At 35.6% G+C, this 24,238-nt stretch carries 16 protein-coding genes; 2 read left to right on the forward strand and 14 right to left on the reverse strand.

Annotation, left to right across the window (positions count from 1 at the left end; all coding sequences use genetic code 11):
• Nucleotides 1-12 precede the first annotated feature (12 nt).
• The 11 genes from M0051_RS08395 to M0051_RS08445 all read right to left on the reverse strand — a co-directional run bounded on the left by M0051_RS08395 (nt 13) and on the right by M0051_RS08445 (nt 16,809).
• Complete coding sequence (locus M0051_RS08395; RefSeq protein WP_306741084.1) at nt 13-1,176, reverse strand: hypothetical protein; 1,164 nt, start codon at nt 1,174-1,176, stop codon at nt 13-15.
• A gap of 506 nt (nt 1,177-1,682) precedes the next feature.
• Nucleotides 1,683-2,192 carry a MarR family winged helix-turn-helix transcriptional regulator gene (locus M0051_RS08400; RefSeq protein ID WP_306741085.1) on the reverse strand — a complete coding sequence of 170 codons (510 nt, stop codon included), beginning with the start codon at nt 2,190-2,192 and terminating at the stop codon, nt 1,683-1,685.
• A 1,353-nt stretch (nt 2,193-3,545) separates the two neighbouring features.
• Nucleotides 3,546-4,511: a hypothetical protein gene (locus tag M0051_RS08405; RefSeq protein WP_306741086.1), complete on the reverse strand. Its 966-nt coding sequence runs from the start codon at nt 4,509-4,511 to the stop codon at nt 3,546-3,548.
• A gap of 192 nt (nt 4,512-4,703) precedes the next feature.
• A complete protein-coding gene (locus M0051_RS08410; RefSeq protein WP_306741087.1) occupies nt 4,704-6,107 on the reverse strand; it encodes a BT_3987 domain-containing protein in 1,404 nt (467 codons plus the stop codon).
• A gap of 25 nt (nt 6,108-6,132) precedes the next feature.
• Entirely contained in the window at nt 6,133-7,275 is a 1,143-nt protein-coding gene (locus tag M0051_RS08415; RefSeq protein ID WP_306741088.1) for a DUF1735 and LamG domain-containing protein, read from the reverse strand.
• A 6-nt stretch (nt 7,276-7,281) separates the two neighbouring features.
• Nucleotides 7,282-8,346, reverse strand: a complete 1,065-nt coding sequence (locus tag M0051_RS08420) for a glycoside hydrolase family 18 (protein ID WP_306741089.1) — start codon at nt 8,344-8,346, stop codon at nt 7,282-7,284.
• A 6-nt stretch (nt 8,347-8,352) separates the two neighbouring features.
• Complete coding sequence (locus M0051_RS08425) at nt 8,353-9,930, reverse strand: RagB/SusD family nutrient uptake outer membrane protein (RefSeq protein ID WP_306741090.1); 1,578 nt, start codon at nt 9,928-9,930, stop codon at nt 8,353-8,355.
• A gap of 20 nt (nt 9,931-9,950) precedes the next feature.
• Entirely contained in the window at nt 9,951-13,310 is a 3,360-nt protein-coding gene (locus tag M0051_RS08430; protein WP_306741091.1) for a SusC/RagA family TonB-linked outer membrane protein, read from the reverse strand.
• Between the two features lie 138 nt (nt 13,311-13,448).
• Nucleotides 13,449-14,438, reverse strand: a complete 990-nt coding sequence (locus M0051_RS08435) for a FecR family protein (RefSeq protein WP_306741092.1) — start codon at nt 14,436-14,438, stop codon at nt 13,449-13,451.
• A gap of 154 nt (nt 14,439-14,592) precedes the next feature.
• Nucleotides 14,593-15,174, reverse strand: a complete 582-nt coding sequence (locus M0051_RS08440; RefSeq protein WP_306741093.1) for an RNA polymerase sigma-70 factor — start codon at nt 15,172-15,174, stop codon at nt 14,593-14,595.
• Nucleotides 15,175-15,558: 384 nt separating this feature from the next.
• Nucleotides 15,559-16,809, reverse strand: a complete 1,251-nt coding sequence (locus tag M0051_RS08445; RefSeq protein WP_306741094.1) for a glycerate kinase — start codon at nt 16,807-16,809, stop codon at nt 15,559-15,561.
• 99 nt (nt 16,810-16,908) lie between these two features.
• On the opposite strand from M0051_RS08445, the gene M0051_RS08450 reads away from it, so the two are divergent.
• Nucleotides 16,909-17,370, forward strand: a complete 462-nt coding sequence (locus M0051_RS08450) for a PaaI family thioesterase (protein ID WP_306741095.1) — start codon at nt 16,909-16,911, stop codon at nt 17,368-17,370.
• A 60-nt stretch (nt 17,371-17,430) separates the two neighbouring features.
• Here the strand turns inward: M0051_RS08450 and M0051_RS08455 are convergent, their stop codons facing one another.
• Genes M0051_RS08455 through M0051_RS08465 form a run of 3 tightly spaced genes read right to left on the reverse strand, consistent with a single transcriptional unit; the run spans nt 17,431 to nt 23,071 of the window.
• Nucleotides 17,431-18,717, reverse strand: a complete 1,287-nt coding sequence (locus tag M0051_RS08455; protein WP_306741096.1) for a TolC family protein — start codon at nt 18,715-18,717, stop codon at nt 17,431-17,433.
• Between the two features lie 44 nt (nt 18,718-18,761).
• Nucleotides 18,762-21,926: an efflux RND transporter permease subunit gene (locus M0051_RS08460; protein WP_306741097.1), complete on the reverse strand. Its 3,165-nt coding sequence runs from the start codon at nt 21,924-21,926 to the stop codon at nt 18,762-18,764.
• A gap of 26 nt (nt 21,927-21,952) precedes the next feature.
• On the reverse strand, nt 21,953-23,071 hold the full coding sequence (locus M0051_RS08465; RefSeq protein ID WP_306741098.1) for an efflux RND transporter periplasmic adaptor subunit: 1,119 nt from the start codon (nt 23,069-23,071) through the stop codon (nt 21,953-21,955).
• 239 nt (nt 23,072-23,310) lie between these two features.
• On the opposite strand from M0051_RS08465, the gene M0051_RS08470 reads away from it, so the two are divergent.
• The gene (locus M0051_RS08470; RefSeq protein ID WP_306741099.1) at nt 23,311-23,583 is read left to right on the forward strand and encodes a DUF493 family protein; all 273 of its coding nucleotides are present in this window, start codon (nt 23,311-23,313) and stop codon (nt 23,581-23,583) included.
• The last annotated feature ends 655 nt before the right edge of the window (nt 23,584-24,238 follow it).

A 24,238-nucleotide genomic window follows, 5' to 3' on the forward strand; every position in this document is an offset into this window, starting at 1 on the left:
ATACAGTAACTTTTAAAAATAATATCCCACATTCACATTAAACCATGAGTGCCATTCCGGATTTGCAGCTCCTCTACCAAAACCATACTCGTTGGCGGATTCTCCAAATGCACCCCATGGACCTAACCAATCCTGATTTTTGCCTGATGCATAATCGATATAAGTATAAATCGGACCGGCTTTCACCATCATCCCCAATACATTCATTTGGGTATCGTTGAATTGGGAATTGCCTTTTTTCATGTAATTATAATTGTCATACACTTGCACCGATTCAATTGGTCCCCACTCCACGGGTATGGTATAAGCAATTCCTCCACATACAATACTTGCTTCGCTGGCAATATCGTAGGTGTAATTGTAGGCAGCCATCTTTATCAAATCATTATCGGCACCTTTATAATCGTATCGGGTTATCTCAAACTTCACATCCAATCTTTCATCTTTAAGAAAACGACCATGGTAATGAAGAGCGAAGGCATTGTAGTGATAATTTTTATCTTCTACATGATTTCTGTATCGAGCCAACTGTGCCGACAAACCAATTTCCTGATTGTTGAATTTTCGGGCTACACGAATGTTGAATTGCCCATTCTCTTCATTATCGCCAGCCAAATCGTAAGAGTATCTTGCCAAATCAACCGCATTTCCTGCCGATCCGTTTGAAAAGGTTGTCCACGACCTACCTCCCTCAGCATTCTTATAAAATGCAAAGGCAAAGTTCCACTTGTTCGTATCGAACACATACTTTAATCCTGTATCGTAATCATCTTCCAGTCCCACGTAGTATGGTAGATTAAAGAACCATGAGTGTGAAGCAAATGGCTGAATGCCAAATGGAACTTGATGTACTCCCAACTCCAAATGTGACTTCTCATTGAAATTATAGCCAATAAACCCATGATGTAGCATACCTCCACCAAATTCTGATGGATAGAAACGATATTCAGCATCTAGGTATAATTTTTCATACCTTGCTTTGGCATTCAAACGAAAAACATCAAGCACAGCATCTCCGCCAACGTCCTTGTTGTTTTCATCCCAATCTTTGTATCTGAAGTTAAATCGAAGGGCTCCTCCTATCTTAACATCCTTTATTTTTTGAGCTTGTGTAACATTAGCAATCACTATAAATGCCAACATTAATTTAAATCTTCTTAAGAGATTTTCTTTCATAATTCAAGTTTACCTTTTCCAATCCTCAACTACCTATCTCTTGACCACATGAAATAAAGAACAAATAGCACAGATTTAGTTTCTGCGCGACAAATCTATAAGAAATTTTATTTCTACACAACACAATTGTCGTATAACACACCATATAGAATCCACAAACTAAATATTAAGTGCTGTTTTTATGCCAGTTACAAACCATCTCCATTTGTTCAATTTAAATTACCCACTTTCATCCCCACCTATTAATTCGTGTAAAACCGTTTTCCTCTCCCAATTTAAATAGGTGATCGATACCGATTAATCACTAGTTTCAATAGCCATCCCTTAGGTTTACATGCTCCTGGTTAAATGATATAGATATAAAAGAATCATTGGAACTGAGTAAAATGGATTGTTATTTTAAGATTCAGCAAGACATTTGAAGAAATCAATATTAGTTGCGTTAAAATTAAGGCACAAAAAAAGCCATCACATTCATGATGGCTTATTCATATCATTATTTTATTCTATATATCCAGATTTTCTTCTTCCGAGTTCAATTCCTCTTTAATGATATCCTCTGCAGTAAGTAACGGCGAAGCTTCTAATTCTTCAATCTCAAGCATGTTTACAAGAATCTCCAGTGTCTCTTCAATTCTTTCCAAATCCGTATCGGGAATCTTCTTCAATTTCACAGCCAGTCGCTGCTGTAGTAAATCTGGAGTATTCTTAAGTAACTGATCTCCCAAAGATGTTAAGGCAATCACGGTAGTTCTTCGGTCTCCGGCTTTTGGCAAGCGAGCAAGAAACCCCTTTTTCTCCAATCGGCCGATAATTCCTGTTACTGTACTTGAGTTTAGGTTTAGATGTGCACGGATAGATTTTTGAGTAGCCTGATAGGTTGGTGAACTCTTTAAATACTCCAGACATAAAATCTGTGGGATGCTTACTCCATGATCCTTCTGAATCTTTTTAGACTCGAGATTAATCGATCGAACAATTCTTCTGATTTTAATAATAATATTCTTGTAATCCATATAAATCTAATGTTAGAAACTCTGATTCGGTTACAAAAGTAAGCAATCCTGCACAATTATTGAATACTACTTATTGTAAGGTTTTATTTTTTTGCATACTGCAAACGGAAATATTGCCTTGAAAGCAAATAAATGAATATCAAACACCAGTAGAATCAAACTTTCATATTACCCAACATACAATATGACTCTTATAAAAACAAACATTTTTATTGAATAACAAAGGTAGCAAACGGATGCAGCCTTTTTTATTATTAGTTCCATATAACTATAAGGCATTACCTCCAATAGTTACAACTATACACTTCTTATAGCAGTAACTATAAGCAATCCATAATTAGCACTATAATATGCCAATAATTTAAAAAACAGCTACAGTCGCACACCATAAACTGGCAAATTAATTTATCGCTTCCACACTATTTTCTTTCAACATAGAAATGGTGGCGAGCATGCAATGTATTTCCAGTGGCATCTGTCACATAGATATGAAATTTGTAATTTCCGGGTATGGCCTTGTTATTCACTTTTAATTTAAAGCTTAAAAACTCTTCTTGCTTACAACAAATTATTTCTTCATTGGTAAACGATTCATTAATAGAAGAACTGAAATATTCCTAACAGTTTAATTTCGAAAGTCCTCCCTTTTCCAAATGCATTTGATAAAATCTCAATTTTCTATCTGCGGTAAGCAATATTTCAAAAGTTAGAGTATTGCTTTGAAGTACAGTATTGTATGGAAGTGGACTTAAAAATTGAATACTATTTTTAAGTTTTTCCTTATGCTTTTTAGGTTTAACAGCCAATAGCACAGTTGTTAATAGCATAAACCCTATAAATAGAATACATCTCATATTAGAATTAGAGCTTTAATATTTTATGCTGAAGGGTTTAAAAGAGCAGAGTACGAGTAGTTGATATAGATACTACTCGTTCACTCTACCCCTTTTCATTGTATAATTAATACTAAAATTTAGACATGCTATTATCTAATTTTAGTTTCTTTGCTCACGATTCTAAGCTGAACCTGAGTCATATCTTAAGTCTCTTTTTAATAATCATATTGCCACTTACTAAAACAAGCTTTTGTACTTTTTCTTTACAGATTCATATCAATTGAAAATTAAATCTCTTCTTTTGAAATGAACCTATACTACAGAATAACTTATATTTCAACTCATTAGACATGCTACAGTTAAGGCAACACAATTCTATATCAGGTTCATAAAACCCAATACCAGATTGTTTATTTTTTTATGCAAAAACAGATATCAAGGGCAATCGGATCAAGCACAATTGCCCTTGAATTTCAGAGTATACTTATATAACGAGACAATGTGTTATATGTGTAATTTAAAGGTTAATATTCTGACACAAATGACCGAAGTTCAACTTCTCATTTTTTATGTAGGAGTACACAGCCCAGACCTTATTGCCATCATTTTTGATGATTTCAACAGTAACAGACTCTTTTAAGGTAATGCCTGCAAAGTAAAGATCAATGTCTAACACTCCATCAGGTTTAACCCCAACCGACTTGTCACCAGTGAAAAACAACTTATAGTAATAGCCATAACTACTATTCAATCCAATCATGGTCGTTCCATCAACATACGAGCTTTCTTCACTTAAGTAATACTCGTGCATATCATTGGTGTTAAAGATGTATCGACTCTCTTCATTCGCCATAATCTCTTTCAGTTCTTTTTCATCGTAAGGAATTGTAGTGGTACGAATGCTTACCGGAATGTCCAATGTTAAACCATATGAATCTGTCAATGTAATTGTTGCCTCTCCTTCTTTTGTAGCTACAAGTACAATTTCGCTATCATTTTCAATTGTTGCCGAAACAATTTCACTTTCAACACTCACCTCATAGCCCCCATTACCTTTTGTAATTGGAATTCTCATGGTTTTGGGATGTCCTAATGGCATTTTAACATTAATTTCTGTTGTTTCAATCTCAAGTACATCGTAAAAAGCCACTACGCCCAACTCTTTGTATTGGCTGTTTTTATCAGAGATAATAACAGATGTTCTCCCTCTTGATAAAGCACTCAATTTTACCACATTGCCTTCTAGTTCTACTGCAACAATATCAGGATTAGAAGAAAACACATGGTATTCTCCTCCACCCTGTGTAATTTTCACTGTACCCGTATCATCAACTTCCACATCTATAGATGATTTCTCAAGAATCAATTCCGTAACTTCTTCTGTTGGCTGCACATCAACATCATCATCGTCATCATCGCAAGCAGTAAAGCCTAAAGGCAACACCATAATTAGCAATAACAACAGTTTATTTTGTAATTTCATTTGTTTTAATTTAAGATTTTCAATTTCACTCTATAAAACCTTTCATTCCAATGTATTGAAATTGCCATTCGGCTTGTTCTATAGATTCATCATTAAATTTTAAAAGCTTCCCCCAACCGTTCTTCGCTGGGAGAAAACTTAAACAATATCAATTTGCTTAAAAAAAGGGTCAAATAAATTCCTTATTTAAGTCTACCAGTCTTTTTTATATGGCTTCTCATCATAAACCAATTCATCATCGAACAATTTGTTGGCGATACTTTCCATTGCTTGTTTCTGACGATCGAAATTATTTCGATAAGGATCCATTGCAAAAATCATGTGTGAACCATAACCATCATTTCTCATCCTCTCCAGATCTGAATCTGAGGCCCAGTAACCACGGCTAAATTCCTGTGAATATAGAGCCATTCTCGATTTTGGCATTCCCGGATAGTTCGAACTCAAATCTGAACTTCTGCCATAATCATGAATACCATAATCAACAAACTCACCTGACTGGTGTCCGTCAATCTCAGGTAAAGAACTTGTAGAACCATAAGCATAAGCACATACTAATCTATCAGGCATAGCTTGTTTGGCTTCATAGCACAAACGTGATGCTGCAGCCGATGAAGGTGCAACAAATCCTGGAGGAACAGGATTTTGATATGTCGAATACTCGTCATCAATAAAGATTCCATCTAGGTGGTAAGAGTCGCAAACCACCTTTAACTCCTGAGCAAATACTTTAGCCGTTTCATCTGCCAAATTGGAAACTCCGGCACGGTCATGATTTCCTAAAATACCCAATACAATCTTCATACCTCTGTCCTGCAATGGTTTTAAATACTTCTCTCTGTTATCTAAAATGTGCTGAACATTTGGGTTGTTGTATACATATACCTTACCCGTTTCATTATTGTAATTAATGTTCGCCGAGAAAAGAATAACGATATCAACTAAAGGTTTGCCACTCTCTTTAAGCGTAAAACACAGGTTGTTTAATGGATTGGTATCGTTCACTTCCATACAACTAATGATTTTGATACCACTAGCTTTATCAACAGTAGGAATCGTGCTTAAATCCTTTACAAAAATCAGATAAACCGATTCTTTTTCTGATAATTTAATATTACCGGATTTTACCACTGCACGAACTGGAATTACATAGGTTTTCTCGGCACTTAAGGCATCTGATGTTGCAAATTGAACCAATGTTTTTCCAGACTTGTTACTTCCCTTGCTCAATTCAATATCACTTTCAAAGCTTACCAAATCCACTGGAAACAACTCATAGTCTGAGTTATTTTCGTAATTGTAAGCATCAAGTACTTCTGCATCAAATTTCAAATTGGCCACAACATCCGTTTCGGTATTTTTTGAGGATGCCAAATAGATTTCTGCCTGGCCTTGATTGCGAAATTCTACCAATGAAGTTCCTCGTCTTCCGGCATTGTCAACAAGGTAGCCTATTGCATCAGAGCTTATAGTGTATTGGTTTTCGTCAACACTTGTCACATCAATGCTATTATCACAGGCGGTAAACATGCCCATTACTGCCAACACAGCAGCAAGCATTACATTTCTTTTGAATGATATGTTGTATTTCATCATTTTTCAGTTTTTAATTACACCTCAATTACTCACCAGGTACAGGCAATGTAACCGGAGTCCATCTTAAAGTAGAATTCGCTACTGCATTATTTCCATTCCCTGTATGATCTTCGACTGATAGTGCCGATTCATCATCAAATTTCCAGTAGGCAACCAAAGCTTCAGAAGCTGGATCTACATAATATGGATTGGAAGCAATTTCTTCGGCTGTACGTACTACATTCCAGATACGACACTCTGAAATATCACCAGCAAGGTAACGCTCATCAGCATAAGATCGACCAATACAAAATCCACTTGTTCCACCTTGTCCCAGATTTATATTTCCCAATGATTTTATGGTTTCAGACTGTTTGCTACCATTCACATAAACAGCCATTGCTCCGGTTGATGAATCGTAGGTTAATGCAATATGTACCCATTCGTTAGTTGGTAGTCCTTTGTTGGAATCTCCATCAGGGAAATTTCCGCTATTCGTAGCAATCTGTATCTGATTGCTTGGGAAGCCTGCATCTCCTAAACGAATCAAGAATTGCCCCTCAATTCCCATCACAGTGCTAATCATTCTATCAAAATTTCGCACTCTAACCAGAGCTTCCATTGTAAGTTGTGACAAATTATTACAAACATCAGGTTTGGTCCAGTTTACAGTTAAATAGTTCTCCTCAATATCAGCAACAACATTAATAAGAGCAGCACCTTTGATCACATAATACATTGTTTTGTCACTTTTCAACACATCGATCTCTTCGCTATCCATGGTAATTGGCAAAACATATACAATTTCACGATCAAGTTGACTCAAATCTTTAAACAACACTTTTAACTCTTTTGAAAGAACATTACCTGCAGTAATGGTCACCGTACTTTCAGGGAATGAATAATTTTCAGCAGGAAGCATTACAGCATTATCATAATATGCCATATTATAGGTTTCCACTAAAGCCTGATCAACTCGATATTTCACAAGAATATCCTGATTGTTAGGTTTGGCAATAGCAGCCTGAATGCTCTTCTCAACATCATTAACTCCTGCTTTTACCAACAACTCGCTTATTTTTGATGAACTACTAACGTATGCTTTATTGTCGAAATCATCATCGGAATTGTCACAACCAAATGTAAAGGTCATGAAGAATAAAACGGTATATAATATATAGTGTTTCATATCTATTTAGTTTTTAAGTGATGGATTAATGTTATCAATCGCCATTCTTGTATAATGATATACACGCTCTGAACTAAAGAAATCATTACTCACATTATAAATCCCCATACCTGCAACTGTAAAGCCTTCGTGTTCCGCAGCAACCCAAACAGATGCTCCTTCAATCGAATGCGTCTCTCCATCGGCCCAATAACCAGTCTTCTTATCTGCCGGGTCAAGAGAAATGGTTTCAACGGCAACAATAAATCTGTCTGTTGGTACTCCTTCAACAGCCGCTGAATAGATGTTGTAACTCAATTTTGAACTATTTCCTGCATCAGAACATGGTATAATGATATACTTACAGTCAGCAAGAAAACTCTTATCTAAAAGATTCTGTGGTTTCCCCTGAAACAAGACCATTTTATCAGCATTTCTGGTACTCCAATCTTTCAAAATTCCAATGAATGCATTATGATAGCTCATGTATTCTGCTTTTTCTTGCTCTGTCATGTGAAGGATACTTTTTCCTTCATAGGCGAAACATACACCATCGTAATTGTATTTCTTCACTAAAGAGAAAGAGTTGTGCAAACTGTCAACCATATAATTAATAAAAGTTGGTAGTGGAGATACGATTTCCACACCATCTTCTCTGGCTTTATCTTCCTCACTCTTCAACTGAGTATAATTTAATTTAATGGCATCGAAACTAACAGTAAATACAAACTTGGTTCCTTTATTCTCTCTTGTTTCATTGATTTCTTGAATTTCTCTTTCAACCAAATTATTTGGATAAATTAATGAAACAATATCAGTACTGTCAGGAATCACATTGATATGTTGAGCACGATTATAAGGCTGCTTTATCTGGTTATCGAAACTTACAAATATGCTTTTATGATCAGAATTCTTATATGCTCTTAAATTTTCAAGATAATCAGCATAAAGTGCAGGATTTTCACCTTCGATACCAGCTTGGTTAATATCCAATGATTCAGTCTCTACCCAGTCATCACATGAGCTAAACAGAGAAGAAACAATTAGACCCATTCCATACAGTACAAATTTATATTTTGATATATTCTTCATGTTGTGCTAGTTTTTATTCTTACAATCCCACCATACTTTAGTAGCCATATTATCAGGTCCGCCCAAGTTGTTAATGGCTTGCTGCAAATTATCACTATTTTCCTTGTACTCGCGCAAAGGATATGGAAGACGACGAGCCATTTCAGCTCCATTAACAACTCCATTACTCTGGTTGTATGGAACCTCCATCAAGCGTGGATATCCCGTACGACGGAATTCAGACCAAGCTTCGTGTCCCAAAGGAAAATTGGCAATCCATTTCTGAGTGATAATGCGTTCCAAACTTACCTCGAATTCATCCGCATCATCCCATTTAATTGTAATTGATGCTGGAACTCCTGAGTTATCGTTAGCTCCAAGAGGGTCTTTATAATTCTCAGGAATACTGGTTGCATTCTCAGCATAAGTAGCTGCACCAGAAACACCCCATTGATTGAAGGACAACTCAATACCTTGATTATAAAAATCATTGGCAGAGCCCCCCATATTCCATCCGCGCAAAGCACCTTCAGCTTTCAGAAATGCACTTTCGGCAGCATTCATCCAAAGTAACTTATTATATGATTCAGGAATATTCATATTACTGTACTTGTGAGCTGTTGCTGATGACGCAATATTGGCACCTGATCGTAAGCCATAATATCCATTTTCGAATGCAGCATTGTCGGTATTCTCGAAAGTACTCATGGTAAAATACTTTTCTCTTCGTGGATCAGCATAGCCATTCATATAAGAAGTAATATCTGCAGATACACGTGAATCACCTCCATTGTATTCATACATCACTACTCTGAATGGTGACTTAGAAACCATATTGTACGCATTATCTTCATTGCTTAACATGGTTCCTATTTCATGATTAACTGCTTCTTCAGCCTTGGATTGAGCTAAGGCAGGATCAGCATAAACAATTCTCATCGCCAAACGTAACTTCAACGAGTTGGCAAATTTGATCCACTTTAAAACTTCACCTCCATATACTTTATCTGCGTAAGGACTAAAATCGGAAGTTTGATTTGGTGTTAAAACCTCAATCGCATGGTCTAATTCTTCGAACATTTTATTATACACATCCTTTTGTAAATCGTACGGAGCTTCTAATTTACCGTCTTCCCCAATTTTAGAATAAGGAATGTGACCGTAGATATCAGTAACACGATGAATCGCTGCTACTTTAATAATATCGGCCACAGCCAAAGGTACCGGATCTGTGGTAACATTCTTTAACTGAATTTGATTGGCATAAATTTTAGGAATAATATCATTAAATGGTACTTGAATCCAGTGTTGTTCCGGATTATAAGTTGCATAATTTTTACCTACAAACCCAGAGTTTGAATCTGCCAAATATCCGCCAAAAGATCCTCCAAGCAAACACTCTGTGAACTGATTTAAATTAACATCAGCAGGAATAACATAGCCCTGCATAGCCACCATAGCTGCCCTCAAGCTATATGCATCGTATTGCATTTGCTCATCGTTGGCATCATATGGATTGGTGTTGTATTCCTCGAAATCTGAAGTACAAGAAGTAATCAATAAAATCGAAGCAGAAAACAACAAATTTATAAATGATTTTTTCATAATTATCAATATTGAATTGCTTAGAATTTAACTCTTACATTGAAACCATAACTGCGCTGGCTCGGCATCATAAAATAATCTATTCCCTGATAGTAGTTCCCGGTTGAAGCAACTGATTCAGGATCGAATGGAGCCTTGTTGTAGAACATGAATAAGTTTCTTCCAACCAGTGTGAATGTCACATCAGCGAAATTATTCAACTTGTCTCTAGTAATGGTATAGCCAATACTTGCTTCTTGCAATCTTACATTTGTAGCACTATAAGTATAAAACTGTGGAATTCCGGATTTTGCCCCAATAGTGGTGTACCAATTCTTAGCATCTATCACATCACCACCATTCACAACTACTCCACCATTATCACGGGCTTTAGCTGAAGCTTCTGATACACCATAACGATCTAAAGTAGCCTGAGTAGCAGAGTAAACAATACCTCCCAAGCGAGCCGAAAGCATAAATCCAAGTCTGAAGTTTTTGTATTTAAAATCGTTTCTCCATGCCATATTTGCATCAGGAAATACCGAGCCTAATTTTATATCCTCTACATTGTATTCTGCAGCAACATTTCCATTCTGATCTACGAAAATTTTCCCATCGCTATCGCGCTTTAGATCCGCAATGGAATACAAGTCTCCAAGGCTTCCTCCTTTTTTCAATATAAACCTTGCGTTTGATAAACCACCAATATCCAATCGATCTTTAGTAATAACTGCATTCGTTTCAGGATGAACGTAATTGTCTACCAATTCTGAAATCTCATTTTCGTTCGAACTTAGTGTAAAATTAGAACTCCATGAAAAGTCATTCCAAGTATTTTGATATCCTAATGCCAACTCAATCCCTTTGTTTTTAACACTACCAGTTTGAACATACAAAGTAGAATAACCAGAAGAAACTGATATTTGAGGATCGAAGGTTTGATTAAATGTTTTGGTACTATACAAGCTTAAATCCAAATCGAAATGTTTCAACAATTTTGTTGTCAAACCCAACTCCCATGATTGGGTTCTTTCTGGCTTTAAATCGTAAAGTGGATAGTGTGTTTTTGTTTGCCACACCTTATTTGCATTATCCCAGGCATAAGTAGGATTTGCCAAAAAACGTGCAAAAGGAAGACCTACAGATGCATAGGATGCTCTCACTTTTGCATATTGAATTTGCCTTGGCAAATCAAATATTTCAGAAAGTACAAATGAGGTACCTATGGATGGATACATAAAAGAACTCTCATTTGAATGAGGTCCTGCCAACTGAGAAGCCCAATCGTTACGACCAGTAAGAGTTAAATAGTAAGCTCCTTTATATCCCAATTCTGCACTTGCAAAAACAGATTTAGTTTGATCGTGCCATCCCGACTGCTCACGCTTGGTAGTCACATCGTCTAATTGAAATACATTAAATAAGTTTGGAATACCATCAGCACGAATCGGTCCTCGATTTGACAACACATCTTCTTTCATATCGGAGTATGAAACACCAATATTAGCCTGAATTGAAAAATCCTCACCAAACGACTTGTTGATGTTTACAAGGAAATCGGCATATGTTTGTTTTGCTTCACTTCTTGCAATACCATACAAACCATTATTAGATCCTTCGGTAAGAGTTCTGTTAGATGTGGCATATAGTTTTTCCGTGAAATCGTTAGTTGAATTATCAATTCTCACACGACCAGCAAAGTTCAACCAATTTGTTGCATCGAAACTAAATCCTGCATTCAACATGTAGCGATCCTTCTTGTTCTTTCTTATATTTCGATGTGCAATCCAATACGGATTTTGTCCTGCAAATTCATCAATTCCTTGTGGCCAATATTGTGTATATATTTTACGAGAAGAATCATATCTTTCATACATTTTGATATCTTCCCAATCGTCACCTCTCGGAAATAGATAAGCCGTTACCAATGGATTCGCATAAATCCCTTGGTTCACCATATTTTGATCTTCCTGTTTGATGTAGGAACCTCCAAAATCAATTTTCATTTTGTCATCCAAACAACTTGTTGTATTTCTGAATGTAAAGTTGTAACGATCATAGCTATTGTTTGGAACAATACCTCCTGAATTAACAGTACTTGCAGATAAATAGGTTTGGTTTTTGTCTGTTCCTGTTGAAAATGACATAGAATTTGTGAACACCATTCCGGTTTCGAAGAAATCACTCTTTGGTGAGTATCCCATTCTATTTGCATCATTCAATTTGTGTCCCCAACTAATATCCGATACCTGAACATCAGAACTCAAATCCCCAGTGCCATAAGTGTTTTGAAATTTTGGTAATGCAAAGGATTGCATCATTTCAACATTACTTGTTAGGGTCAGTGAAGTTGATCCTGCTTTCCCCTTTTTGGTTGTAATAACAATTGCGCCATTAGATGCATGGCTACCATAAAGGGCAGCAGCGGCAGCCCCAGTTAAAACAGACACATTTTCAATATCTTCCGGGTTAATGTCAGCTATTGCTTCTGTAGAACCATTAGAACCAAATTCGGTTTCGCCAGCACCACCAAAATTAAACATTGGCACCCCATCGATCACATACAATGCATTACTTGATTGAGCAATCGTTTTCGTACCACGCATAACAACTTTACTAGCTCCTCCAACTCCTGATGAACTGCTATTAATATTAACACCAGCTACTTTTCCTGAAAGAGAATTTACAAAATTGGCATCCTTATTTGATAAGATGTCTTCGCTTGAAACCTGCTGTACATTATAACTCAATGCCTTTTCGGCACGCTTAATACCCAGGGCCGTAACAACAACTTCATTCAAGCCTACAACCGATGGAACCAAAACAATATTAAAATATTCCTCTTTTGTTATAACATATTCCTGATTTTCATATCCAATAAATGAAATGGCCAAAACTTCGGATGTGAATGCTGTCAATTCAAACTCCCCATCAAAATTTGTAATCGTTCCGTTAGTGGTTCCTTTAATACTTACAGATGCACCAATAATGGATTCTCCAGTATCATCAATAACTTTCCCTTTTATTTTTACTTCTTTTTTTGCTGAGATAGCATTCTTACCTAGATCTTTCTTGGTTACGGTAATGATATTATCCTTCACAAAGCACTCAAAGCCCTGTCCTTCAAATATTTTATTAAGAACCTCCTTAAGTTCAACGTTCTTTGCTTTGTAGTCAACACGTTTATTCATATCTATATCACTGGTATTCATAGAAAAAGAATAGTTGTGTTTAGATTGTAGAACTTCAACCGCTTGTTTCAATGTTAAGTTCTTGAAATCAACCGATATTTTCTGAGAAAATATTGGTGTAATTCCTCCAAATAGCGCTACAATCAACATTATTATTGATTTTTTCAATCTTAACTGCGCCAGATTGAGGTTTACTGAAATTAAATTCATATTCTTGTAATGTTTTTTAGTTTTTTTATTAGAATTTAACTGAAAAATGTAGGTAGAGAATGTACGAGATTCTCTGCCTTTTTTGTGATTAGTATTTCTTCATTGGCAATTTTTAGATTTTGGGTTATACTTTATATTTCATTTTATATATATCATATTATTTTTTCGTTCAATAATCATCTTTCCACTTGCATTTAAAGCCGATAAGATTTCATCCAGACTTTCATTATTTACAAACATTGAATAAAAGCGCTCTTTTTTAAGAGATTCATTCTCAATATTAATCCTCACATCAAAATACCTTTCAAGAGCAACAGAAATTTCACTTAATGATTCATCCATAAAGTAGAATCCCTTACTATTAAACCATTGTTTGCGTGTTGCAATTACAAAATCACTTTTCTGTAATTCTCCTGTACTCTTCGAATATCTAACAATCTCACCCGGTTTTAATAACTTCGTCTTGCTTTCCCCTTTATAAAAGGCATTCATTCTAACAGAACCTTCCATTAAAGAAACTGCGATATATGAATCTTCGCTATAGGATTTGACATTGAATTTTGTACCCAAAACTTCAACTGTCACTTCTCCTGCCGACAAAACAAATGGACGAGACTTATCATTTGTAACCTGAGCGTATGCTTCACCTGCTACATAAACCTGACGAAGAGAATTATTAAACTTCTTTGGATAAATTAATTTGGTACCTGCATTCAACCATAGCTTAGAACTATCTGGCAAACAAACCATTTTACTTTGTCCGTATGGTACATACTCTTCAACCCATTCTTTAGGGTTTGTAGTTTCTTTATAAAAATAAAGACTCGTCAATAAAATAGGAATCAATAAAACTGCTGCTGCAATACGATACCACTCTCCAATTCTTCTAACAATCGGAGTTTTTTCAACTTTATTCTTGTCATCTAAATGAATGGACTTCTTGAATTTCTCAAATGCTTGATTCACCAGACGATCATCCTTATCAACATTTATCTCATTCAAAATCTCCTTGAGCAAAGCTTCATCCTGACTTTCAGCTTCGATAGTAGAAAGCCATTGTTGAACTTCAAGTGCTTGTTGACTGGTACATTGATTGTAAAAATAATTTTGTAATTCCTCCTTCGTCATATTATTCTAAAAATGCATTTTTTAATTGGTCGACATTAATAGAACGAAACAAGAGAGTATACTACGCAATGGAAATAAGATTTTTTTTACTTTTTTTTAATGAGTGATAACACACAACAAAAAACTGCACCTAAAAAGCTCATTTATTGAAACATTACATCCCAAGTAAAATTCCATCAAAACTCAAAAACAGGAAAAGATAATAAATAGGTAGGTGTTTACGAATGTCTTGTAATGCCAAAAACACATGACGCTCAACTGTTCGAACAGACAATTGTAACTGCTCTGCAATTTCTTTATTCGACAACATTCTGTCGCGACTCATCTGGTAAACTTTTCTTCTCTGTTCAGGCATTTTTGCAACGATTCTTGCTACACACTCGGTCATTGCTTGAACATCTAATGACTCTTCAAAATCTTCAACAAATACCCTATGATTTTCTTGCACCTCCTGATGATGCTCATTGCATTTTAGCCTAAAGTGGTCACGAATTTCATTTTTTGCTAAAACATACAAGTAATTGTGAATGGATTGATCAGGATTCAGTTTGCTCCTATTGACCCAAACTTTCATGAATATATTTTGCGTAATATCCTCGGCTAGCCAAGCATTTTTAACCATTCCTTTAATAAAAGAATGGAACAAAGTATACTTTTCATCAAAGAGTATGCGAAAGGAATTCATGTCTCCTTTTATTAACCCTTCAACCAAATCACGATCACACAAATCATTCATCACATTAAGTAAATTGGGGAAAATGACACACAAACATAAAAAATATTTGCAATTTTATACAATTATTAAAAATGTTATCATTCAACAGATAAGGTTAACAATCTATATATCCATAAAAAATAATCTCACCAGATACAGATTCAAGTGGTAATAATATAATTACACACAATTCTCGCCATTTCAAGATCTTAATATTTAAACCAATATGTTCTTCCACTTGTAATAATAAATGTTAATTATTAATGGTAAAATCTTTTTTGAACGGGTTTTTTATGATGTTATTTATATCCATTCTAAACACTAGCAAATTTTAAAGCGTTTTGTTAAGACCTAAATATTTAATGAATAAAAAATTGCCATAAACAAAAAATTAGCCTCATCAGCCTATTTTAACAGATGCTTTTGAGCAAACTCCTCAGCCGCCATCTCCAAGTATTTCCCCGCATTTTGCATAGAGTCCTGCAGATCTTTGGCGTAAACCGAAGTTTCGGAGATGTAATCTACTTTCAGCTTCTCCCTTTCTGTTTCTGACAGGTCTACCAAACCACAGAAGAGCGCCAGTTTCTGATCTTCCAATGAATCCAACACACCTCTAATTACTTTGCCTGAGAAGGTTTGAGAATCCAGTTTTCCCTCTCCTGTAATGATCCAATCGGCACCTTTAATTTTTTGATCAAAATCTGCTTCATTTTTGATGAGTTCAATTCCTGAATTCAAGTTTGCCCCAAGAAATAGTATGCATCCTGCACCAAGTCCTCCTGCGGCACCTGCTCCTTTTATATTTTGCAAATCAAGATGAAACTGAGATTTCACCACCTCATTAAAAACAATGAGACCATTATCGAGTTGCCTTACCATTTTGGGAGTAGCTCCTTTTTGAGGTGAATATACATAAGCAGCACCATTGGGTCCATATAAAGGATTATCAACATCACAGGCTACTTCGATTTTTACATTTTTGATTTGAGGATGAACGCCAGAAATTTCAATGGTTTCAATCTCTTGCAAATCTTTCCCTACTCCTGACAACTCCTTCTTATCCTTATTATAGAAGCGATACCCCAAAGCTCGAGCCATCCCCATACCAGCATCGTTGGTAGCGCTTCCTCCTATTCCTAAAATAATGTGCTCTACCCCTTTACCCAGAGCATCCTTAATGAGTTCACCTGTTCCGTACGTGCTGGTTTTTAAAGGATTTGCTTCTTCATCTCGAAGTAAACGAATCCCAGAAGCTTCCGCCATTTCGATAAAAGCAGTCTTCTTGACTTTGGAATACAAGTATGCGGCATTGACTTCTCGTCCTAAAGGATCGTTAACATTCAATGAAATCATTTCTCCATCCAAGTAGTATTGCAGTACCTCAACGGTTCCATCACCTCCGTCTGCCAAAGGCAGCTTCTCAATTTCAACATCAGGCACATGCTTTCTGATTCCTTTTTCAATGGCATTACAAAACTGAAGCCCAGTAAGAGATCCTTTAAATTTATCGGGAGCTATGATTATTTTGGTCATTTTTAATAAATCTGTATCAACAAAAGCAATATATGAATTACCTTTAATTGAATTGTAAAAACAGGTATAAAATATCATTTTTGCAGAAACATTAAATTTTAAAACATAAAATGAAACTTCCATGGCAAATAATTATGTCCCTGATAGCTATGGGAACACATTCAAGAATGATTATTTACGAATGGCAAGTTCCATCTGATAACTGGAAGAAATTACAACGATATGAAAGGAATACAAGATTACTATCCCGACCATTTTGCACAATGCTATGGATGCGGAAGATTAAATGAACATGGTCATCAATTAAAGACTTATTGGGAAGATGAACATACCGTTACCAAATTTGTACCGAAGGAATATCACACAGCAATTCCGGGATTTGTATATGGAGGCATGTTGGCTTCTGTGATTGACTGTCATGGAACTGGTTCGGCAGCATTGGCCTTTGCCAAACAACAAAACATCGACTTGTGTGAACACAATGCTCCAAGATGCGTTACTGCTTCGTTACAAGTAAAATATTTAAAACCAACACCCATTGATGGGGAGATTGAAATAAAAGGTACAATTGCCGAAATTACCGATCGTAAGGCGACCATTGTTGCAGAACTTTATGCTGGCGGCAAACTTTGTGTAACAGGTGAAATTGTTGCAGTATTGGTGCCTGATAATTTTGGAGAATAAGAGCAAAACAAAAGGCTATTCACATCAGTTGAATAGCCTTTTTATATTTTATGAGATTTCTTATTCGTTTAAGATTCCTCCGGTTAGTCGAACCAATGAGGTTCTGGATTGAATCAAATTAAAAATTGCATTCAATCGGGACAAAGCTACATTCTGATAGCCAATTTGAACATCACGGTAGTTAAAGGAATTAATACTACCCGATTCGTATTTGTCTTTCGAGATAGACAAATTCAACTCAGCAGCTTCCAAATTCTCTTCTGCCAATAAATACAACTCCCTCCTAACCTGGTACAATTCATAACTTTGTGCTAAAGCATTCGTTAGCGTATGTTTTAAATCCTCTGTTTCAATCTTACCGATCTCTTCCTGGATTTTTGCAATTTGTAATGCTCTACGATTCGAATTCCCATTAAAAATCAGATAACTCAAACTAATGTTAGCATACAAATTATGGGAATCAGTTGTACTCGACGACATGCCATCAGGTTTTAATTTTACTCTGTTTCCTTGAATCCCTGCGCCAAAATTCAACTTGGGATAAAAATTGCTTTTAGCCAGCTCAACATCTCTTCTTAAAATCATTTCCTGGATGTAACGATTTTTTAAGTTGTTGTTATTACTTAGCATTTTATCCAATAAATTGGCCAATTGATATTCGTCACTTACCGGCAAAAACTCATCTGAAAACTTGTAGGTTTTACTCTCTTTAACTCCCAATAAAAAGTTCAAATCGCGCACTGCATTGTTAAAATTAACCTCTTGCAATAAGTATGATGAGCGATCTTCGAGCCAGGCATTTTTCGATTGTAAAACATCGTAGGTAACTGCACTTCCCAGTTCTTTGCCAACCTTACTCCTTTCATACCTGTCGGAAGACAAGTTCATAATTTTCTCACTTACTTTCAATCTCTCCTTTTCGAGTAAGATTTTATAATAAGACAGGATAATCAACTCAATTCTATTTTCAATCGCTATCAGCGTATTTCCTTTTGAGAGTTGTTCCAGATCATCGAATTTATCCTTTCTGATTTGCACAGCAAAACCTTCAAAAAGTGTCCAGTTCAGATCTAGTGATGGAATTACACTCAAGCGAGTAAAATCATTGCTTTCATTATAATCTTTTATTCCTCTTCCCTGAAGATTAAACTGAATTCGCGGATATCTACCAACATTTCCCCACGAATTATTTAATTCAGAAATCTGTTCCGCTTTACGGATGATCTTTAGTTCATAGTTGTTTTCCAAGCCAACCTGAATGGCTTTTGACAAGCTCAACTCTTCCTGGGCTATCAAGCTCAAAAAAAGACAACTCAATAATAGGCTTAATGATATCTTTTTTATCATTTTTGTCTTTGTATAATGGTTCAGAGAAATTCTCTCTCCGATGATTAATCTAAACTTACTTTTGATTCTTTTACTTTAGGCTCCACATCCCTTGGATCAATTTTATAGCCTTCCCAAATTTGTTTTGAATATCGTTTCAAATCATTCAAAATCATTATTAAAACAGGAAAAAACAATAAAATAAACATCGTACCAATTAGTACTCCATATGCCAATGCAATAGCCATTGGAATCAGAAATTTTGCCTGAAATGAATTTTCAAGAATAAGAGGATACAGCCCTACAGATGTTGTAATGGTTGTTAAAACAATAGCTCTAAACCTTGCTTTTCCTGCCGCTTTCACCGCTACAAGAGGAGTCATTCCTTCCTGAATTAAGGAGTTGTACTTAGAGAGGAATACCACAGCATCGTTAATAATTACACCCGATAAGGCAACCATCCCCCATACACTCAACATCGAAACAGGAAAGCCTTCCACTCCATGTCCCCATGCAGATCCTAAAAATCCTAATGGAACCATCATTAAAACAATAATACCTTGAGTAAAACTTCGGAAGTGAATCATCACAATAAAAATGATAATCATGAATGCAATTGAGAAATAAAGCATCAATTCCTCAGCATCTTCCTTCGAACGTTTCTGCTGTCCTTGATATTCGGTTCTAACTCCTGGAAATCTATTATCCAATTCAGGGAAAATATTTGCTTCTACATATTCTAGAATTGGAGGTACAGGTTCGTTCGGATCCAAAAGCTCTGCCTCGACCCTAATCTCACGAGATCCATTATAGCGCTGAATGCTTACAGGGCCACGCTGTATATCATACTCAATTAGTTCCGACAAAGGGAAGGCGCCTTTAAGAGTTCGAATTCTCATGTCCTCCATCTGACCAATAAATATCCTATCACTTTTAGGATATCTAACCCAAACTTTTATTTCATCTTTTCCTTCCTGTAATCGTTGGGCTTGTCCTCCGAAAAAACCCTGTCGTATTTGAGAAGTAATGGTTCTAATATCCATACCCAAATAATAGGCTTTTGGTTTCAACCTAAGTCTCACCTCTCTACTTCCAAGCGGGTTATTGTCACTTATATTATATAAAGATGCCATTTTTCGAAGCTCATCCTGAAAAAATTGATTGGCACGATTCAACTCGTCCAAATCACTCCCCAACAAACTAACTGAAACTGGTGCTCCCCATCGGTTAAATGCACCAATTGTGAATTTTTCAGCCTCTGGCACTTCTCCAATTTTTGCTTTCACCCTATTTGTTATCTCAAAACTAGATATGGGAGCTCCTTCCATATCACGTAGCATAACCCACATATTTCCTGCATGCGGACCATTTTCCTGTCCACTAAATGATGAGCCTGTTGATACACCAGTATATTTAATATAGCTGGTTGTATCATTGTATTCTTTCATGATATCATCGTTCACCTCCCAGACTGCTTTCTCAAAATCTTTAAGGTAAGCAGTGGTAATATCTTTATTGCTTCCTGGCTTAAAGGCTACATTGATATTGAATGAATCAAAAGGCATATTCGGAAAGAATGTACTCTTAATCAATCCACCACTAAACAAACCATAGGTTATTAAGATTAAAGCAATAGGTGTAATAACAACAAACCATCGCCACTCAACTACCCAGCTTAAAACACCAGCATAAACCTTGTCACGCATAAAAAGGATTCCTCTTTCAATTTTGGCTCTGAATCGGTTAAATACGTTCTTGTTCTTCTTCACATTTAAAACTACATCATTCCCAACATGGCTTGGCAAAACAAAGAAACTTTCGAAGAGAGATAAGAACAAGCAACCACAAACTACAAATGCCATTTCGTAAAGAAATTCCATATTTCCTGTTACCAATAGCAGTGGCGAAAATGCCACCATGGTTGTTGTAACCGAGGTTAATACTGCTGGTATTACTTCCAATGTGCCATCTATGGCAGCTCTCCTCGGACTCTTGCCTTTTTCAAAATGAGAGTAAATATTTTCTCCAATCACAATGCCATCATCAACCAGAATACCAATAATCAATATCATTCCGAAAAGAGAAATCATATTTATGGTAACGCCCATTAGGTTGGCAATAATAAACATTCCTAGAAAAGATGCTGGAATTCCCCAGGCAACCCATAATGCCAATCGGAAACTTAAGAACAATGCAAGTGAAATTACTACCAAAGCCAGTCCGTAACCACCATTTTTATACAGGAGATCCAATCTGGATTTTAGCATATCAACAAAGTCAAAAGTCACAATCATTTGTGCATCATCATGACTGGCATTGAATTCTTCCACATACTGGTTACAGAATTCAGAAATCTCTTTTAAATCTTCATTATTCAGCTTGTTGACTACAATGTAAACCGCTGGATTTTGATTTACATAGGTAGAATTTGGAACATCCTGAAATTGAAAGTGGGTACTAGCTACATCTCTAATCCTAAGATAACTTCCATCAGGATTTGCCTTTAAAATGATTTCTCCGATCTTATCAGGATCTACAGAACGATTTCTACTTCTTATTAAAATTTCCTCTACCTCATTTTTTATGGTTCCTCCTGAAATATCAATATTATTGCTAGCAATAGCATTCGATATTTCACTAAAAGTAAGATTGTATCTTCTTAAGTTTTCTTCTTTAACTTCCACCGATAATTCTAACCTCGGAAAACCCGAAAGGCTAATCTGTGACATTTTTTTAGATCGTAGTAAATCATCATATATCTCATCGGCATATCTCTTTAGGGTTAACAATTCCACATCTCCGGTAACAACCATATTAATTGCCGGAGTTGTTGACCTTCGTTTTGCAATTACTGCTTTCTCTGCACCTGTTGGAAAACTAGGAATTCCATCAACCGCATTTTTAATATCAGCCAATGTTTCATCTAAATCGTATTCTCCCGTAGTGGTAATGGTTACCCTCGAAAAACCTTCTGACGAAACCGAGTTCATTTCCTTAATTCCCACAATTCCTCTTATGGCATCTTCAATTCTGGAGGTAATCCCTTCCTCTACTTCCTTTGGACTAGCTCCAGGATAAACCATAGAAACTGTTATGGTTTTTGATTCGGTTTGCGGAAAGAATGATTTTTTCATGAATACCAAAGAGGTAATTCCAGCAATAAGCAATAAGGCAATAATCATCTTTCCGTAAAACGGATACTTTACAAATCTTGTAACAATTCTTTCCATCTCGTAATATCTGATTAATTACCAAACTATTGTACCTGAACCTTCATATTCTCAGTCGCTTTTACTGGCGGCTCAACCACAAGCAATTCACCTTCTTTCAGTCCGTTAAAAATCAATGAATTTTCATTTCTTTTTAAAACATTAATCCTTCTCGATTTCATCACCTCATTTTCCAATACATATACCTTATTAGAACTGAAAACCGCAGTTCTAGGAATTTCCATGGCTTGTGCAATTTTTTTGCCATTGAATCGAGCTGTTAAAAATTGTCCCTGGTACAATTCTACATCATTATTCTTATAAAGTTTAACAAAAACGGAAACAGATTGAGTCCCTTGATCAACAAACTCAGATTTACGAACCAATTTGCCCTTACAAAGCACTTCTCCATTAGAATCCAAAATTTCTACCTCATCGTTGAGTTGTAGCCATTTAATGTCTTCTGATTCAATTGGCACTTGTAGTTCCAACTTATTGGATTCAATAATGCCTGCCAATTTTGAACCCATTCCTGCTACCGAACCTACCTGTGTATTCACCTCTACAAAAGATCCATTAAAAGGTGCATAGATGTTTCTCTTTTCAAGCTTCACTTCGGCACTTTTAATGGCATAATAATCACCCAAAATATTTCGGCTTGCCATAAATACTTTTTCCTGTGTAGTTTTAACCTTAGGCAATTCAGGAACATTATCATCCAAATTAATCGAATTGAAAAAATTCATCCAACTTTCGAAGTTATCTGCGTAATCAACCTTGATATCCGGAAGATTTTCAGCCAGCTTATTTAAGAAACGACTTTTTTGTGCCCTTAGATCCATTTTTGCATCCTTGTCGTAAATCTTAATCAACAAATCTCCCTTATTAAATTTCTGGCCAACTTTCAATGGTACTCCAGCCTCAACTATTCTTCCTGCTACTTCAGAACTTAAATTTACTTCCATATTAGAAGCCAACCTTCCTTTCTCAACGATAGGAGATTCAATGTAGGAATACTCAACTTTCTGGATTTTTACCGTAGGCAGTTTGTTATTATCTAGATTTTTGGCAGGATCTTCTTTCATGCCCTTAAGAAACATTGCCAAAAACATTGCTATACCCAATGTGGCTAATACAAGGATGACAATTACAATTTTCCGATTCATACAACTTTTAGGTTTAGTATTTGGTTTGTTTTACTGGAGCTTTATAAAGTTATAAATATAAGCTTTAAAGGAAAATTAATCTTTGTATTCAAAAAACAAAAATCTTACTGAAACGTTAATTTTTCGTTTAAACGGAACTAAAACTTCTTTCTTTATGTTTCTCTTTAAAATACAGATGAGATTACACGAAATACCAAAAATATTTCCATTTTTGTGCCTCCTAAACTTATCTTTGCAAAATGGATCAGGAAAAATATAATCGAATCAAACAACAGTTGCTGGATTCAACAAAATGGCCTTCGTTGTACATGTTTAAATTCATAGTCCCAAACAACGAAGAGAAACTAAATGCTGTAAGAAACTTATTTCCAAAAGAAACTGAATTCTCCTATAAAACCTCAAGGGACATTCGATTTATAGGTGTAACTGTAAAAATAATGATGAACTCTGCCGAAGATGTAGTTGAAATATATTCACGGGCACAAGGCATTAGAGGGATAATGGCACTATAAAATGAAATTAAAAATACTTAAGCTGATGTAAAATCAGCTTTTTTTATGCCCTTTTTGAAAATGCAATTACAGCATAAATATGTTCGTTTTCAATACAAACTTACTATAGGTCTATTTTTTTTTACTTTTTTTTAAATTCTCTACCAACCATTAAAACATCAATAAAAACAATACATTCAAAAACAATAATCAATCTCCTCCTGTAAAAATCTTATTATTTTTTCACATACTAGTATGTACTGGTAGTGTTTTTTTATATATTTGCTGCAAAGGTTTCCAATTAGACCTGGAGATTGAATAAATGAAGTTGAATTTTAATTGTTTACACGTTAACGTTCATTCCCATGCAAACAACAACCGTTAGACTAGTATACAGACATTCTCATCGCGGATTATTTGAATGTCTTATTTGTTGATATCTCATAATATTTGAAATAGCTACCAACTATTTCAACACCACCCAAAATTAAGCCAATTAATTTTTACAGAGAACTATTGGAGCAATACTACTGTCGTAGTATCTAATGTAATGCATTAGGATTGAAATTATGCACCAATTAGTTTTTGCCAAACGAAGAAATAAAGAAAACAGGGAAAGCTACCAACAATCCCTGTTATCAAATATTAATCGTTTGTTGTTCTGAACGCTTAAATA

The organism is Marinifilum sp. D714 (genome assembly GCF_030851345.1).
In the GTDB taxonomy this organism is placed as follows: Bacteria; Bacteroidota; Bacteroidia; order Bacteroidales; family Marinifilaceae; genus Marinifilum.

Coding starts and splice junctions, on each gene's coding strand:
- M0051_RS08395 (WP_306741084.1), bottom strand. CDS start 1,176: ATGAAAGAAAATCTCTTAAGAAGATTTAAATTAATGTTGGCATTTATA.
- M0051_RS08400 (WP_306741085.1), bottom strand. CDS start 2,192: ATGGATTACAAGAATATTATTATTAAAATCAGAAGAATTGTTCGATCG.
- M0051_RS08405 (WP_306741086.1), bottom strand. CDS start 4,511: ATGAAATTACAAAATAAACTGTTGTTATTGCTAATTATGGTGTTGCCT.
- M0051_RS08410 (WP_306741087.1), bottom strand. CDS start 6,107: ATGATGAAATACAACATATCATTCAAAAGAAATGTAATGCTTGCTGCT.
- M0051_RS08415 (WP_306741088.1), bottom strand. CDS start 7,275: ATGAAACACTATATATTATATACCGTTTTATTCTTCATGACCTTTACA.
- M0051_RS08420 (WP_306741089.1), bottom strand. CDS start 8,346: ATGAAGAATATATCAAAATATAAATTTGTACTGTATGGAATGGGTCTA.
- M0051_RS08425 (WP_306741090.1), bottom strand. CDS start 9,930: ATGAAAAAATCATTTATAAATTTGTTGTTTTCTGCTTCGATTTTATTG.
- M0051_RS08430 (WP_306741091.1), bottom strand. CDS start 13,310: ATGAATTTAATTTCAGTAAACCTCAATCTGGCGCAGTTAAGATTGAAA.
- M0051_RS08435 (WP_306741092.1), bottom strand. CDS start 14,438: ATGACGAAGGAGGAATTACAAAATTATTTTTACAATCAATGTACCAGT.
- M0051_RS08440 (WP_306741093.1), bottom strand. CDS start 15,174: ATGAATGATTTGTGTGATCGTGATTTGGTTGAAGGGTTAATAAAAGGA.
- M0051_RS08445 (WP_306741094.1), bottom strand. CDS start 16,809: ATGGAAGTTTCATTTTATGTTTTAAAATTTAATGTTTCTGCAAAAATG.
- M0051_RS08450 (WP_306741095.1), top strand. CDS start 16,909: ATGAAAGGAATACAAGATTACTATCCCGACCATTTTGCACAATGCTAT.
- M0051_RS08455 (WP_306741096.1), bottom strand. CDS start 18,717: ATGATAAAAAAGATATCATTAAGCCTATTATTGAGTTGTCTTTTTTTG.
- M0051_RS08460 (WP_306741097.1), bottom strand. CDS start 21,926: ATGGAAAGAATTGTTACAAGATTTGTAAAGTATCCGTTTTACGGAAAG.
- M0051_RS08465 (WP_306741098.1), bottom strand. CDS start 23,071: ATGAATCGGAAAATTGTAATTGTCATCCTTGTATTAGCCACATTGGGT.
- M0051_RS08470 (WP_306741099.1), top strand. CDS start 23,311: ATGGATCAGGAAAAATATAATCGAATCAAACAACAGTTGCTGGATTCA.